The organism is Desulfovibrio piger (genome assembly GCF_951793255.1).
GTDB lineage: Bacteria > Desulfobacterota > Desulfovibrionia > Desulfovibrionales > Desulfovibrionaceae > Desulfovibrio.
In genome coordinates, this window is sequence record NZ_OX636706.1 from 1,578,342 (window position 1) to 1,593,610 (window position 15,269).

Annotated in this window: 16 protein-coding genes; 1 reads left to right on the plus strand and 15 read right to left on the minus strand. The window is 63.6% G+C overall.

Annotated elements, in window-relative coordinates; translation table 11 throughout:
• Nucleotides 1-200: 200 nt before the first annotated feature.
• On the minus strand, nt 201-569 hold the full coding sequence (locus Q4I12_RS07095) for a molybdenum cofactor biosynthesis protein MoaE (protein WP_302261162.1): 369 nt from the start codon (nt 567-569) through the stop codon (nt 201-203).
• Between the two features lie 232 nt (nt 570-801).
• Between Q4I12_RS07095 and Q4I12_RS07100 the strand changes: the two genes are divergently transcribed.
• Nucleotides 802-1,146 carry a DVU0772 family protein gene (locus Q4I12_RS07100; RefSeq protein WP_168934513.1) on the plus strand — a complete coding sequence of 115 codons (345 nt, stop codon included), beginning with the start codon at nt 802-804 and terminating at the stop codon, nt 1,144-1,146.
• Between the two features lie 325 nt (nt 1,147-1,471).
• Here Q4I12_RS07100 and ybgF read toward each other — a convergent pair whose 3' ends face one another.
• From ybgF to Q4I12_RS07170, 14 genes are all read right to left on the minus strand, one after another.
• Nucleotides 1,472-2,446, minus strand: a complete 975-nt coding sequence (gene ybgF, locus Q4I12_RS07105) for a tol-pal system protein YbgF (RefSeq protein WP_168934512.1) — start codon at nt 2,444-2,446, stop codon at nt 1,472-1,474.
• Between the two features lie 19 nt (nt 2,447-2,465).
• Nucleotides 2,466-2,666, minus strand: a complete 201-nt coding sequence (locus tag Q4I12_RS07110; protein WP_006006176.1) for a PLDc N-terminal domain-containing protein — start codon at nt 2,664-2,666, stop codon at nt 2,466-2,468.
• The gene (lspA, locus tag Q4I12_RS07115; RefSeq protein ID WP_168934511.1) at nt 2,663-3,163 is read right to left on the minus strand and encodes a signal peptidase II; all 501 of its coding nucleotides are present in this window, start codon (nt 3,161-3,163) and stop codon (nt 2,663-2,665) included. Before lspA ends, Q4I12_RS07110 begins: the two co-directional genes overlap by 4 nt.
• On the minus strand, nt 3,163-5,982 hold the full coding sequence (gene ileS / locus Q4I12_RS07120; RefSeq protein ID WP_302261167.1) for an isoleucine--tRNA ligase: 2,820 nt from the start codon (nt 5,980-5,982) through the stop codon (nt 3,163-3,165). Before ileS ends, lspA begins: the two co-directional genes overlap by 1 nt.
• Before the next feature lie 325 nt (nt 5,983-6,307).
• A complete protein-coding gene (locus Q4I12_RS07125; protein WP_006006184.1) occupies nt 6,308-6,559 on the minus strand; it encodes a HypC/HybG/HupF family hydrogenase formation chaperone in 252 nt (83 codons plus the stop codon).
• Between the two features lie 16 nt (nt 6,560-6,575).
• Nucleotides 6,576-7,073, minus strand: coding sequence for a NiFeSe hydrogenase maturation protease (gene hysD / locus Q4I12_RS07130; RefSeq protein WP_006006186.1), 498 nt, complete (start codon nt 7,071-7,073; stop codon nt 6,576-6,578).
• 279 nt (nt 7,074-7,352) lie between these two features.
• Nucleotides 7,353-7,508: a hypothetical protein gene (locus Q4I12_RS07135; protein ID WP_006006188.1), complete on the minus strand. Its 156-nt coding sequence runs from the start codon at nt 7,506-7,508 to the stop codon at nt 7,353-7,355.
• 15 nt (nt 7,509-7,523) lie between these two features.
• On the minus strand, nt 7,524-8,738 hold the full coding sequence (hmcC, locus tag Q4I12_RS07140; RefSeq protein ID WP_006006190.1) for a sulfate respiration complex protein HmcC: 1,215 nt from the start codon (nt 8,736-8,738) through the stop codon (nt 7,524-7,526).
• Nucleotides 8,739-9,860 (minus strand): sulfate respiration complex iron-sulfur protein HmcB, encoded by a 1,122-nt coding sequence (gene hmcB / locus Q4I12_RS07145; RefSeq protein WP_302261171.1) that lies wholly within the window; start codon nt 9,858-9,860, stop codon nt 8,739-8,741.
• Nucleotides 9,861-9,875: 15 nt separating this feature from the next.
• Nucleotides 9,876-10,862, minus strand: coding sequence for a nine-heme cytochrome c (locus Q4I12_RS07150; protein WP_168934506.1), 987 nt, complete (start codon nt 10,860-10,862; stop codon nt 9,876-9,878).
• A 485-nt stretch (nt 10,863-11,347) separates the two neighbouring features.
• Nucleotides 11,348-12,262, minus strand: a complete 915-nt coding sequence (gene miaA / locus Q4I12_RS07155) for a tRNA (adenosine(37)-N6)-dimethylallyltransferase MiaA (RefSeq protein ID WP_297138245.1) — start codon at nt 12,260-12,262, stop codon at nt 11,348-11,350.
• A 1-nt stretch (nt 12,263) separates the two neighbouring features.
• Nucleotides 12,264-12,818, minus strand: coding sequence for a pantetheine-phosphate adenylyltransferase (gene coaD / locus Q4I12_RS07160; protein ID WP_297138247.1), 555 nt, complete (start codon nt 12,816-12,818; stop codon nt 12,264-12,266).
• Nucleotides 12,803-13,354 carry a 16S rRNA (guanine(966)-N(2))-methyltransferase RsmD gene (gene rsmD / locus Q4I12_RS07165; RefSeq protein ID WP_168934504.1) on the minus strand — a complete coding sequence of 184 codons (552 nt, stop codon included), beginning with the start codon at nt 13,352-13,354 and terminating at the stop codon, nt 12,803-12,805. The genes coaD and rsmD overlap by 16 nt, the downstream gene beginning before the upstream one ends.
• Before the next feature lie 173 nt (nt 13,355-13,527).
• Nucleotides 13,528-15,138 (minus strand): MBL fold metallo-hydrolase RNA specificity domain-containing protein, encoded by a 1,611-nt coding sequence (locus Q4I12_RS07170; protein ID WP_302261175.1) that lies wholly within the window; start codon nt 15,136-15,138, stop codon nt 13,528-13,530.
• Nucleotides 15,139-15,269: the final 131 nt, after the last annotated feature.

Here is a 15,269-nt window from a genome sequence, read left to right on the forward strand (position 1 = left end):
CGTTAAGACAGGGGCCTCTTCTTGAAAAAAGCTTGCCCGCAGGCCCTGCCTGTTGAGGCAGGAAACTGCGGGCGATACGGGCAGCCACGGGCATCCGAAGCTTCTGCCGCTGTCACCATCGTCCTTGCGGGCAAGGGCGGCCGCGGTTCCGTGCGGATGCGGCCGCAGGGCAGAGGGGCTCCTCCCTGAACGGCACCGGTCTAGGCTTTCGGGCCGTGTTCCTGTTTGATGACGGCTTCGGACTTGATGCGGTCCAGCAGCTCGGCAAAGGTGGCTTTGACGTTCTCGCGGATGTCACCGGCCACCACCAGCAGGAGCAGGTCGTCACCGGGCTGCAATTCCCCTCCATTGGCCTGGGCCACGATGGCGAAGATGCCGGGGCGCTGCTCCATCTCATGACAAATGGCGACCATCTTGGCCTGGTCATGGCTGACGGTGATGGAGCTGACCGGCGCATGATCCTTGCGCGACCAGCCGCGGACAACGCCATTGTGTACCAGCATCATGCCCACATGGTCGGTGAAGCCGGGGCGGGCCTTGAGTTCCTGCAAAACCTTGTTGACGTCCATACTGACTCCTTTGTCTGCGGTGCCGGATCGGTCCGGCGCAGGAGCAAGCATACACGGCCCAAGCCCGTGGATAAAGGGCGGACGGCGCGGAAAAACAGCTTTTTGCGCCAATCTTCATCTTCCAATACACTGGAATGATTTGAGAATAAAAAAATATTACTTATTTTTGCGCTAGGTATTGATTTTTTAATTAAGAATCATTACTATTCAAAAAAAGCACATGGAGGAGTATATGAACCGCCTGCAAGATTATGCTCTTTATGATATTTCCTGGAACCTGAGCCCTGAACACGCCGTGACCATGTATCTCGAATGGGGCAACAACGACTGGCACTCCGAATATCCGCCCGTGCGCTCCAAGGAAGATGTGTCCCACTACTTCGTGGTGGACAGCTGGGGCAAGGAACCCGTCATCCGCCTGGTGCGCCGCAACTCCGAAAACGCTGAAGACCTGTTCACCATGCCGCTTCCCCACCACCTGCTGTCCGAATACGAATCCGTGCACGGCAAGTGGCGCGGCATCAGCGAACCCACCCCCGCCATCAAGAGCTGGCTGCGCCACGAACTGGGCCAGTAGACAGCTTTGACGTCATAACGAACCTTTCTTCTTCATTCCCTCCTCAAACCCATAAACCTCCACACCAAACGCACCAGACAGGGCCCCGGCAACGGGGCCCTTCGTCTTTTGGGGGCCCGGGATACTGCCATGCCATCCCGGCCAGGGCAGTTGCCCGCGGGCTCTTCGAGAGGGGCGGCGGGGCACGATGGTCTGTCCGCATCCCTGCCCGGACGGGAGAGCCGCAGCGGAGCGGTCGACCGTTCGCGAGCTTCCCCGGACGGCGGACATAAAAAAAGCCGGTGGCTTTGGCCACCGGCTTTTCCATATCTGTCAGGCGCGTGCCTTACTTGTTGGTCTTGAGGAAGTTCTTGGCACGGGCCGCTTCGGGCGAGTTGGGGTACTTCTTGATGAGCTCGTTCATGCGGGCCTTGGCGGCGGCCTTCTGGTTCATCTTGCTGAAGCAGATGCCCTGCTTCAGGTAAGCGCCCGGAGTACGGTTGCTCTTGGAGAATTTGGTGATGACCGTGTCGTAGGCCAGGGCGGCGTCAGGGAACTGGTTGCGCTGGAAGTAGCACTCGGCCAGATAGTACTGCGCGTCGGGAGCCATGCTGTGCGTGGGATAGTTCTTCATGAAGTCGGCGAAAGAACGCTGGGCCTCATCGTACTTGCGGGCCTGGAAGGCATTGAGGCCGGCGTCATACAGGGCCAGCGAGATGTCCTTCTTCGCAGCGGGCTTGGCTTCGGGCTGGGGCGTGGGCTGGCCCCAGGTGCTGCCCGCAGCGGCCGGAGCGGCGGCAGGAGCAGCGGCGGCGTCACCGTAAGGGCCGGTAGCCAGACCGGCGGCGGCACCGGCGGCTGCACCGGCGGCGGCACCAGCGGCGGGCGCGGCATAGGGGTTCTGCTGGGGCTGGAACAGGGGCGCATTGGCCTGGGGCGCGGCGGCATGGGCCGGAGCGGCGCCACCGGCGGCCATGGGCTCGCCCAGGTTGAGGTTGAGGGCCATGCTGGTCTCCACCTGGCGCAGGGCGGCATCATGGGCACGCACGCGTTCAGCCAGGGCAGCGGCACCGCCCACGTTCTTCAGGTCGTCCACCAGGCCCTTGAGGGTATTCAGTTCCTGGCGCATGGCCTGCACCTGGTTCCAGACTTCGGCCTGGGCAGGCTGCATCTGGCGCAGCAGGGTATCGTGTTCCTGCACGCGCTGCTCAAGATACATGCTTTCGTTGGCAGCGTTGCTGCTGCCCTGACCCACGCAAGCGCCCAGCATGGCGGTGGCGCAGATCAGGCCACACAGAGGAAGAAGACGTTTGCTGTTCATAGAGTCTTGGTCTCCCGTTTTAAAGTTTTTCACCGGCGTGCTTGCGACCGGCGAAAATATAGATCAGGCCCCCCAGCACAGGCAGGAAAACAGCGATGACCAGCCAGATGGCCTTTTGCTGGAAGGATGAGAAGCGGTGGTTCCAGATATGCCAGATGCTCCAGAGGTTGGGCAGGATGGGGATCAGGGCCACCAGGACGTGCCACCAGGCAAAGGTCATGATTTTTTCTCCTTGCTCTTTTCCGGGGCTTCCGGGGTGCGCCAGATGACGATGCAGGCCAGGAAGGCGCCGACGCAGATGGCCATGTCCGCCACGTTGAAGGCGGGCCAGTGCCACTGCCCCACATAGACATCCACAAAGTCGATGACCGCCCGGAAGCGGATGCGGTCCACCAGATTGCCCAGTGCGCCCCCCAGCACCAGCCCCAGCCCGGCACTGAGCCAGGCATTGAAGCGGGAGCTGCGCAGCAGGGCCACGATGGCCACGGCGGCCACCACGGTCGCGCCCAGGAACAGCCAGAACTGCCACTGGATGTCGGAACGGTTCAAAAAGCCGAAGGCAGCGCCCCGGTTGTGGACCAGCACCAGATCCAGCAGGCCGGGGATGACCGTCACGGGCTGCAGGGGATCGATGGCGGCCACGGCCCACCACTTGGTCAGCTGGTCAAGGACAAGCGCCAGCAGGCCGTAGCCGCCCAGGATCGTATATTTGCGCATTACGCCTCAGGCAGTTCTGCCATGACCTTGGCACAGCGGGGGCAGAGGGTGGGGTGCGCGGGATCGCTGCCCAGTTCGGTGCTGTAGATCCAGCAGCGTTCGCACTTTTCACCGGCGGCCTTGGCCACGCCCACGGCCAGACCGGCCACTTCGGCGTCCTGCACGGCGTCGGCCGGAGCTTCGGCCAGGGGCGCCAGATGCAGCTGCGAGACGATGAAGAAGGCGCGCAGGTCGGTGTGCAGGCCTTCCAGGCGTTCACGCAGTTCGTCGGCCACATAAAGGGTCACGCTGGTATCCAGCGAATGGCCCACCACGCTGTCGCGACGCAGGGGCTCGATGGCGCGGGTCACGGCGCCGCGTACGGCCAGCAGCACGTTCCAGTCGTCGCGCACGCCGTCTTCCAGCAGATAGGGCTTGCTGTCCACGGGCGGCAGGGCAAAGACGGTGGGCACGTCGTCGCGCAGGTCGTTGGGCAGGTGGTGGAAGATCTCTTCGGCGGTGAAGGACAGCACCGGGGCCATGTCGCGCACCAGCATGCAGAGCAGGTGGTACAGGGCGGTCTGGGCCGAGCGGCGTTCCTTGCTGGCGGGAGCGGAGGAATACAGACGGTCCTTGAGGATGTCCAGATACACGGCCGAGAGGTCGGTCACGCAGTAGTTGTGCAGGGTGTGGTAGACCTTGTGGAAGTCGTAGGTCATGTAGGCATCCTGCACGCGGTCATGCACCTGGGCGGCGGCATGGAGCGCGTAGCGGTCCAGAGGCAGTAGCTGGTCCAGGGGCAGCAGGTCGGCGCGGGTCAGGTCGTTGATGGTGCCCAGGATGAAGCGGCAGGTGTTGCGGATACGGCGGTAGGCATCCACCAGTCGGCCCAGGATCTGTTCCGAGATGCGGATGTCTTCGCGGTATTCCACCGAGGAGACCCACAGGCGCACGATCTCGGCGCCGTACTTGTCGATGAGTTCCTGCGGGGCGATGACGTTGCCGATGGACTTGGACATCTTGCGGCCGTCGCCGTCCACCACATAGCCGTGGGTCAGCACGGCCTTGTAGGGCGGATCGTTACGGGTGCCTTCGGCCACCAGCAGGGAACTATGGAACCAGCCGCGGTGCTGGTCCGAGCCTTCCAGATACAGGTCGGCAGGCGCGGAGAGCTCGGGGCGGCTCTCCAGTACGGCGGCGAAGCTGGTACCGGAGTCGAACCACACGTCGAGGATGTCGTCTTCCTTTTCCCAGTGCTGGCCGCCGCAGTGGGGGCACTTGAGGCCTTCGGGCACGATCTCTTCCAGGGGCGCTTCATACCAGTAGTCGCAGCCCGTGGGGTGCTTGGCGAAGCGGTCGGCCATCTCGTGCATCCACTTGGCGTCGTTCCAGGCTTCGCCGCAGTCCTTGCAGAGCAGGGCCATGATGGGCACGCCCCACTGACGCTGGCGCGAGATGCACCAGTCGGGACGGGACTCGATCATGTTGTAGATGCGGTCGCGGCCCCAGGCGGGGATCCACTGCACCTTGGTGTCGATGGCGTTGAGGGCCTTCTTGCGCAGATCGTTCTTTTCCATGCTGATGAACCACTGGGTGGTGGCACGGAAGATGACCGGCTGCTTGCAGCGCCAGCAGTGCGGGTAGGAGTGGCTGATCTTGGCGGTCTTGAGCAGGGCGCCCACTTCGGTCAGCTTTTCGATGACCTTGGGGTTGGCTTCAAAGACGTTGAGACCGGCGAAAAATTCCACGGACGGCAGGAAGCGGCCCGCATCGTCCAGGGGCGAGTAGACGTCCAGCTTGTAGGCCAGGCCCACTTCGTAGTCCTCGCGGCCGTGGCCGGGAGCGGTGTGGACGCAGCCGGTACCGGCATCCAGGGTCACGTGGCGGCCCAGGATCAGGGGGGACTGGCGGTCATAGAAGGGATGACGGGCGATGAGGCCTTCCAGCTCCTGACCGGTGGCGCGGCCCACCACGGTCACGTCTTCCCAGCCGAAGGACTTGGCGCAGCCTTCCAGCAGCTCTTCGGCCAGCAGGTACTGGCAGCCGCCGGTCTCCACCAGCACATAGGTGAATTCGGGATGCAGGCAGACGGCCATGTTGTCCGGCAGGGTCCAGGGCGTGGTGGTCCAGATGACCACATAGGCGCGGGACGGATCGGCGCCGGGGATGCGCTGGGCCAGGGCGGCATCGTTGAGGGCGAAGCGCACGAAGATGGAGGGCGAGGTATGGTCGCCGTATTCCACTTCGGCTTCGGCCAGGGCCGTATGGCAGGAGCAGCACCAGTAGATGGGCTTCTTGGCGCGCACCACACCGCCCTTGTCCACGAACTTGGCCAGTTCGTGGGCCGTGGCGGCCTCATAGGCGGGGTTCATGCTCTTGTAGGGATCGTCCCAGTTGCCCAGCACGCCCAGGCGCTTGAACTCCTTGCGCTGGATGTCGATCCACTTGCCGGCGTAGTCGCGGCACATCTTGCGCACCACGTGGGCGGGCAGGGTCTTTTTCTTTTCCTTCAGTTCCTGTTCCACCTTGTGCTCGATGGGCAGGCCGTGGCAGTCCCAGCCGGGCACATAGTGGGCGCGATAGCCCTGCATGTTGCGCGACTTGACCACGATATCCTTCAGGATCTTGTTCAGGGCCGTGCCCATGTGGATATGACCGTTGGCATACGGCGGGCCGTCATGCAGGACGAACGCACCCTTGTCGGTGCAGTTCTCGATCATGGCTTCACAGGCTTTGGTTTCTTCCCACTGCTTGAGCTGCTGGGGCTCGCGCTGGGCAAGATTGGCCTTCATGGGGAAGGCGGTCTTGGGCAAATTCAGGGTTTTTTTATAGTCGCTCATGCTGGCTCCTCAGGCAATGTAAAAAGCGCCTAAGTTTCGGCAAATACGTTTGTAAAGTCAAGGAAAGGGCAGCAGGAAAGGCCGCCCTGACGCGCTTTTCCGCCGGAAAACGCAGCCGGGGACACGGCCGCTGCCCGGCACATGCGGATGCGGGCTTTTCCGGGTGGGCCAAAGGCCCCGCCGGAGGCAGGGAAAGCTGGCGGAAACGGCCGCGGACGGCGGAGAGGGGACAGGGGGGCGGGGGCGTGCTGGTGAACGGCCGGGCCCCGTTGCCGGATGATGAAAAGGGCTTTCCCACGGGAAAGCCCTTTGCTGTCGCTGCGGATCAGAACAGGGGTTTCTGCCCTTCGATGGCCTCGGCCACCTCGCGCAGGGCCGCCAGGCTCTCCTGGGCCTGCTCAGGGGTGAGGCTGTGCAGGGCAAAACCCGCGTGGACGATGACGTAATCACCGACCTTGGGCGGCTCGGGCAGCAGGAGCATGGAAGCGGTAAGGTAGGTCTGGCTTTCGCCCACACGCACGCGGGCCATGCCCTGTTCCTGGAGTTCGACCACCTGGGCCGGAATGGCAAGACACATGACTCTTCCTCGATGGTTAACAGGTACTGTCGGGATCGTTCCCGGCGTATTGGCGGGACAGGCGCAGGATCTCCTTGCGGACCTCGTCCAGATAGGCGGGGAAGCGTTCCTGCACGACGGGGGAAAGCTCCATGCTCCAGGAGGTGTAGTCCGCGGGCTCCATGCCCATGACGGTGAGGTTGGGGCGGGAGCCGTGGAGCATCTCGGCCATGCGCAGGGAATCCAGCAGGTCGATGTCGTGGATGGAGAGTCGCTGCTTCTCGTTGTCCACCAGCTGGTTCTCGGTCAGATGATAGACCGTGCCGGGTCCGGCATGGCCATGGACGATGTCCAGGATGAGCACATGGGCAAAGCCCTTGAACAGATAGAAGACATCCTGGGTGAAGGTGCCCGCTTCCATGATGGTGACGTTTTCGGGCCAGGATTCCCCGGCCAGGGTCTGGGCGGCGTGGACGCCGACACCGTCGTCGGTGAGGAGCAGGTTGCCGATACCCATGACAAGCACTTTGTCCATACTATCCTCGGTACAGGAGTTGCGCCCGCTGGGGGCGGGATGTGGTGTCCGCCGTGCCCGGTGCCGCATGGGCGCCGGCCGTGCAGGCGCGGATGCCCCGGCAGGGACGGATCACGGACAGGCGACAGCATAGCAGCCCGGCGGGGCAGCCGCAAGGGGATGACGGGGAAGGGAGGGATGCCCGGCGGATGGATCATGCCCAGGACGGTCGCCGGAGCGCAGATACGAAAAAGGGCGGGGTCACCCCCGCCCTTTCGGTTTGTGTGGTTTGCGTACGGCCTAATGCTCGTCGTCGTCACCAAAGAGCCAGGGGCCCTTCTTGGGGAACAGCACGGTGTTCCAGTAGAGGACGTAGACGGGCAGGGTCACGAACATCATGACGTAGGCCCAGTTCTTGGTGTAGAGGAAGTAGTCGTAAAAGGTATGGAATTCCATGATTTTCCTCCTGTCCTAGTGGGCGTCCTTGAAGTCGGGGTGTTCGTACAGCACCGGCATGTGATAGACGATGAAGCGGTACACGGTCACGATCAGGGTCACCACGAAGATGGAGATGCACACTTCCCAGATGCTGGGGAAGTAGCGCTCGTCAGCGGGCAGGGCATAGTTGAAGGCGATCATGGACACGTTGAAACGGTTCAGGACGATACCCAGCACGGCGTTGGCGGAAGCGAAGCGGCAGAGCTTGATGTTGCGGTCGCGAGAGCCCTTGGCATACAGCAGGGCGGGCGTCAGCACGAAGAACAGCATTTCCACCAGCCACCACAGACCGTAACCGGTGCAGAGGTAAGGCAGGTTGGCCTGGACCAGCATGTCGATGAGCTTCAGCATGAAGTAGCCGAAGAGGATGAAGGCACCGGCCTTGGAGAAGCTGAAGACCACTTCGTCAGCTTCGCGCAGGTGGGTCTCGTCCATGTAGTGGTGCACGCCCTTGTGGGCCCACATGCCTTCAAAGATGACCATGGAGCAACCGGCAGCCATGGAGCTGACGAAGAAGAACATGGGCATGAAGGGGGAGTACCACAGCGGATGCAGCTTGCCGGGGGCGATCAGGTAGAGGGCGCCCAGCGAGGACTGGTGCAGGGTGGACAGGCACACGCCGAAGATGGTCAGGATGATGGTGCAGCGCACCACGACCTTGCGCCACTTCTTGAGGAAGGGGAACTTGCAGGACAGCCATTCCATGGGAGCCACCGAGAATTCGATGAACAGCACGGTCAGGTAGGTAGCCACGCACAGACCCACTTCGAACAGAACGGAGGTGGTGCCGGGGAAGAAGAACATGTAGGGCAGACGCAGCGGGTGACCAAGGTCATACAGCAGGGCGAACACCACGAAGGCGTAGCCCAGGAAGGCGGTGGTCACAGCGGGGCGCACGGCCGAATGGAAGTGCTTCATGCCCATGACGTAGCAGGCCACGGTGGTGAAGTAACCACCGGCGGCCAGACACACGCCGCAGAGCAGGTCGAAGCCGATCCACATGCCCCAGGGCATGGTATCGGACAGGTTGGTGATGGAGCCGATACCCTGGGTGAAGCGGATGAAGGTCAGTACGAAGCCCACGACCAGGATGACCGCGGTGATCATGTTGCCGGGGCGACGCAGGGAAAACTCACCAAGGTTGAACAGTTTGTCCTTGGTGGGGATCACGATTTGGTGCTGGGACATTTACTTATCCTCCCCGTGCTTGCAGCCGCAGCAGCCGTCGCAGCCGTTTTGAGCTTCACGGGCCTTGAGGGCCTGGATCATGGCCTTGCGGGCCTCATCGGCGGCCACGGGACCCTGATTCTGCTCGACGCTGCGCACAGCGGCGTCCATGGCGGCCGTCACATCTTCCTTGGCGGTCTGGACGGTCTTTTCCTGGGCGGCCTTGCTCATGGCCTCACGACGCTTGGTCATGCCGTAGGCGCCACCGAAGAGGATGGGCCAGAAGGCGATGATCATGGGCACGGCACCCAGGGCGCCGTAGGTCAGTTCACCCATGGGACGGTTGCCCAGGTGGGTGTCCAGACCCAGTTCCTTGAAGGTATGGCCGGCATCGGCCGTACCGGCGGCCTTGACGGCCGACGGGGTCGGCTTGGGAGCCAGGACCATCCAGGCGGTACCGCCGGCGTCCCATTCACCATAGATGTAGTCCACGTATTTGCCGGGGTTCTCGGCGATACGCTTGCGGGCGATCTTGATGAGGTCGGAACGGCGGCCGAAGGTCAGGGCGTCCATGGGGCAGGCTTCCACACAGCCGGGCAGCTTGCCTTCCTTCAGGCGGGGTTCGCAGAAGGTGCACTTCTGGACCAACGGGTCCCAGGCCTCGTCGTATTCGAAACCGGGCACATAGAAGGGGCAGGCGATCATGCAGTAACGGCAGCCCACGCACTGGGAACCGTCGTAGGTCACGCTGCCGTCAGGCTGCTTCTGGAAGCATTTGGCGAAACAGGCGGAGGCACAGGCCGGGTCGTTGCAGTGGAAGCACTGCAGCTTGCGGAACACGGGCTTGCCGCCCACTTCGTACTTGTTGACCACCGTCCAGGCATCGGCGGAGGTACGACGATGCTTGTCACAGACGGAAAGGTCGGTGAAGGGCTTTTCGGGCTTGGGCAGGTTGTTGACCTTGTTGCAAGCCTCTTCGCAGCTGCGGCAGCCGATGCAGCGGGTGGTATCGTGCAGGACGCCGTAGCTGTCTTCATAGTAAGGGAACATATGGGTGCCGCCGGCCTTGGCCACTTGTGCCGTGCCCAATGCGGAAGCGACGCCAGCGCTGCCCAGGATGGTCAGAAATTTTCTACGATCCATAATCGTACTCTCCAGCTAGTTGGCGTTCTCGGTCGCACGCGGCTTGTGGCAGGACGCGCAGGACGTATCGAGGGGACGGGCAACGTCCATGCCGTCATGGCAACCCATGCACTGCAGATGATACGCGGCCTTCAGCGTGGGACGCTCGGGCACGCGGGGATCGATCTTGGCGGAGTGGCAGCTGCCGCACTTGGGCGGAGTGGCCGACAGGGGGCTGCGATGGTGGCAGGTGGCGCACAGGATCTCGGGTTCGCTGTGGAACGCCTTGGCCAGATTGTCGCCTTCAATGCGCTTCATGAGCGAAGAGACGTGACGACGATGGTTGAAGAGGTTGGGCTCGAACTTGTCGGACAGGCTGCCGATCTCCACCTTGTAGGGGCAGGCTTCGGGGGCCAGGTAGTCCACGGGCTTGCGTTCGGCGATGGTGGCTTCGGCCAGGGCGACGCGGTCCTCGGCGGACAGCTTGCCGGCCACGCCCAGCTGGTACTGTTCGGGGGTCATCTTGGAGGTGACCACGTGGCAGACGCCGCACCACTGGTCGTCACGCTTGGGAGTGACGATCTCGTGGCAGCCGGCGCATTCGCGGCGTTCCTTGTACTGCTCTTCGTGGCAGCTCACACAGCTCTTGGGCGTGACGCCATCCTTGCGCGGGGCAATCTTGGTGGCGTGCATGGCGCGCTCAAGGTTGATGAAGTTGCCCTCGGCTTTGCCTTCCACGGTATGACAGGTGCTACAGGCCACCATGTCGCCCGTGTGATGACAGGCCGTGCAATCGTCGATCTTGTCGACGTGAGCCTGATGGTTGAATGTCACCGGCGTCATGCTGGCGCCCTTGGGATTGGGCTTTTCGCTGACCGGAAAGAGAACCGTGGCATTAGGCATTTCCGCGTCGGATTCTTCCAGACCCACCGCCACAGCGCGGTTGGCTTCGGGAAGCATCAGACAGGCCACGCCGGCCAAGGCAATCACCGCCGCCAAAAGCAGTGCTTTACCGTTCCTCATGTGCTCGTCCTTTTGAAACAGACTTTTCCCCATTCTCCCGCAGCGTGGAGCCGCGGGCGTCCTCCGGCTCTCATGAGCCAAACACACCAATAATGTGTGGCAAGTTATCGCAGGCACAAGGCCACGTCAAGGGGAGGTCGCGAGCAGAAAAGCTTACTTGTACGCTGGTATTGGGGCATCCGGGCTGGAGAAAAAGGGGACCGCGGCGGGAAAAATCCTTGCGGCTGGCCCTGTTTCGGGAACGGATCAGGCAAAGAAGGCGGGAGCGGACGGGAGGGGAGAACGGGCGGGATGTCAAGAAATGTTTTGAGAAATCTTTCGTGGCACGCGTCAAAAAGGAGGCTCCGGAGGCCGGGCCCTGCTCCCTGCGGGGAAGGACCTCCGTACGGGCATGAAAAAAGCACCATACCGCGGCCGTGCCGGGCATGGTGCCGTGATCTGTCTGCCGGCTGGGGAGGGGAGAGCGGGCGTCCGCCCGCCCCGGTTCAGCAGGCCTGCCGGGCGGCCGCCAGCAGGCCGTCCAGATCCTGCGGGGCGAAGAAGCGGGCCTCGCTGCGGGCCCGGAACCAGGTGCGCTGGCGCTTGGCATAGGCGCGGGTGTTGTGCAGCCAGAGGCGGCGGCATTCCTCCAGGGAAAGCTCGCCGCGCAGATGGGCCAGCACTTCGGCGCAGCCGATGCCGGACCAGCCGGGGGCCGCGGCATCGTCACAGCGCCGCCGGGCGGCGCGGGCCTCGTCCAGGGCCCCCTGTTCCAGCATCAGGTCGATGCGGCGGGCCAGGCGGGGCGTCAGGGCATCCAGCTCCATGTCCAGCACCAGCAAGGGCCCGGCGCAGGGCGGTTCGGGCATGCCGTGCTCGTGCCACCAGCTGAAGGTATGGCCGGTGCCGGCCAGCACTTCCAGGGCACGCACGATGCGCTGGCGGTCATTGGGATGGATGCGGGCCGCGTAGGCGGGATCTTTGGCGGCCAGTTCGGCATGGAGGGCCGCCGGGCCCTCCTCGGCCAGCCGGGCCGTGAGGGCGGCGGTGATGGCCGGATCGATGGCCGGTATCTCGGCGATGCCGTGCAGCAGGCCCTGGAAGTACAGGCCGGTGCCGCCCACCAGCAGGGGCACATGGCCCCGGGCCAGCACGGCCTTTGCCTCGGCCACGGCCTGGTCGGCCCAGCGGCCGGCGCTGATCTTCTGCTCCGTGGGCAGAAAACCGTACAGATGATGCGGGCAGCAGGCCTGTTCCTCGGGCGAGGGCTGGGCCGTGATGAGCGGGAAATCGCTGTAGACCTGGCGGGAGTCGGCGTTGATGACCTCGCCGTCCAGGGCTTCGGCCAGGGTCAGGGCCGCGGCGGTCTTGCCGCAGCCCGTGGGGCCGGCCAGACAGATGACGGGCAGGGGCGCGGCCATCTTATTTGTTGACGCGGAAGCCGCCGTAGGGGGCGGAGAGGCAGGGGGTGGCCTGACGCACTTCGCCGCGCTGGTACTTTTCCATCAGGCGCAGGCACACGTTCTCGGGCACCAGGCCCACGATGTCGGCGCCGTGGCTGGCCGCGGCCTTGACGATGGTGGAGCTGATGAACAGCCACTGGTAGTCGGTCATCAGGAACACGGTCTGGATGTCGCGCTGCAGGCGGCGGTTCATGAGGGCCAGCTGGAATTCGTATTCGAAGTCCGAGACGGCGCGCAGACCGCGCAGGATGGCACAGGCCCCGCGCTTGGCCGCATATTCCACGGTCAGGCCGGTGAAGGGTTCCACCAGGATGCGGTCGTCGTCGCCCACGGCCTCGCGGGCCATGGCCACGCGCTCTTCCTGGGAGAAGAGGGGGAACTTGGGCGTATTGTCGGCCACGGCCACCACGATCTGGTCGAAGACGGCCAGGCCGCGGCGGATGAGGGCCAGATGCCCGTTGGTCAGGGGGTCGAAAGTGCCGGGATAGAGTGCCAGTTTCATGCGAGTGTCCATATCAGTATGCGGGTTTGACCAAAATGGCGTTCCACCAGCAGTTCCAGACTGTCGGGAGCGGCCACGACGGCGTCTTTTTCGATCTCGGCGCAGATGAGGGCGCCGGGCGCCAGCCAGTTACGTTTGAGCAGGCCCTGCAGGGTGGCGTTGAGCAGGTTCTTGCGGTAGGGCGGGTCCAGGAAGACCAGGTCGAAACAGCCCATGGGCGTATTGTTCAGGGTCTTGCGCACGTCGTCGCGGATCAGGCGCACGCAGTCCTCCACGCCCAGCTGGCGGATGTTGTCGGCCAGGCAGCGGGCGGCCACGGCGGAGTTCTCCACCAGCACGGCCAGCTCGGCGCCGCGGCTCACGGCTTCGAAGGCCAGGCTGCCGCTGCCGGCGAAAAGGTCGAGCACGCGCGCCCCTTCCCAGACCACGCCCCGCGAGGTGAGCATGGAGAACAGGGATTCGCGCGTTTTGCCCATGGCCGGGCGGTAGCCTTCGCCCTCCACGGTCTTGATGCGTCTGCCGCCCAGTCTGCCGGAGATGATGCGCATGGTTTTTCCTGTATTTTCTGTGCCGTGGATGAACGGCGGTTGGCTGTACAAAGGGTGCCCTCAGGGCAGGGAAAAGACTTGTACCTGCGGGGCGGCCCTTCCGTCAATGGGCGGCCGGGGCATCCCGTAAAGCGCGGAAGGGCGCGGCCCCAAGGCCGCGCCCCGTAAGGCGGTCACATGCGGGAAAGGAGCCGGGTCAGGGCGTAATCCATCTTGGCCAGGGCGTCCTGCAGTTCGGTCTGCTGGACCCAGGGGCTCTGCTCCACGTCGGCCAGCTTGCCCTTGAACATGCCCCACTTGCGTTCCACTTCGCCGGTGAGGAAGTCCCAGTTGATGCGGGGATGGGCCAGGGCCTCGTGCTGGACGGTCTGGGCCACCTGATGGCCTTCGAGGATCATCTCTTCCATATAGCCGGGCACCAGCGGGGTCACACCGAACTTTTCCTTGATCAGTCCGGAAAGGGTGGTCTGGGCCTTTTCTTCACCGTGGACCAGGACCACGTTGGCCTTGTCGTGGACCAGGGGATCCAGCCAGGAGAGCAGCTGGTCCTGCCCGGCGTGGGCGGAGAAGCCGTTGATGGTGTAGATGCGGGCGGCGATGTCCATATCTTCACCGAACAGCGTGATCTTGCTGGCTTTTTCCACGATCTTGCGGCCGGGGGTGCCCACGGCCTGATAGCCCACGAAGACGATGCTGGCCCCGGGCTTCCAGATGTTGTGCTTGAGGTGATGGCGCACACGGCCCGCGTTGCACATGCCGCTGGCCGAGATGATGATGGCCGGGCCCTTGTAGTCGTTGATGCTCTGGGATTCCGCGGCATCCAGGGTGTAGCGCAGGTTGGGCAGCTCGAAGGGGTCGTCGCCCTGGTGCAGCATCTTCTGGACGTCCTCGGCGAAAAGCTCGCGGTTGCGGCGGAAGACCTCGGTGGCGCGGATGGCCAGGGGGCTGTCCACGAAGACGGGCATGTCCGCGGGCAGCTTGCCCTTGCTCTGGAGGATGTGCAGGCAGTAGAGGATCTCCTGCGTGCGCTCCACGGCAAAGGCGGGGATGATGACCTTTTCGCCCTTGCTGTAGCTGTAGGCGATGGCGTCGGCCAGTTCCTGGTCGCTGATGTCCTCGTCCTTGTGGTTGCGGTCGCCGTAGGTGGACTCCATGAAGATGTAATCGGCCTTGGGCGGGCTTTCGGGGTCGCGCACGATGAGGGCCTGGGGACGGCCGATGTCGCCCGAGAAGATGATGCTGGTGGTCTTGTCGTCCTCGGTCACTTCCAGGCGCAGGGAGCCGGAGCCGAGGATGTGGCCCGCATCATAGTAGGTGACCTTGATGCCCGGGGCGGGCTCGAAGTCCTCATGGTAGGCCACGGGGTGCAGGAGCCCGGCGGTCTTGAGGGCGTCCTCGGTGGTGTACAGGGCTGCGGGCGGGTTCTTGAGGCCGCGGCGGCTGTACTTTTTGGCTTCCCACTGGGCTTCCATCTCCTGGATGTGGGCGCTGTCCTGCAGCATGATGTCCAGCAGTTCGCTGGTGGCCTTGGTACAGTAGATGGGCTTGCTGAAACCTTCGCGCACCATGAGGGGCAGCAGACCGGAATGGTCGATGTGCGCGTGGGTCACGAGGATGAAGTCGATATTGCCAGGGGCGTAGGGACGGGGATTGCGGTTGCGCTCCTCGATGGCCTTGTTGCCCTGGTGCATGCCGCAGTCGATACAGAAACGCTTGCCGCAGGCCTCTATCATATAACAGGAGCCGGTAACGGTCTGGGCAGCGCCGAGAAACTGGACTTTCATGGGATGCTCCGGGGTGATGTTCTGCTTGCCGGATGCAAGCGGGGGATTCTTCACTATGCGCTTCCTGCCCCGGAAGCGCAAGGCCCCATAAACCTTTGACGGGCTGTTCCGGGCGGTTTAAGATGAAGATT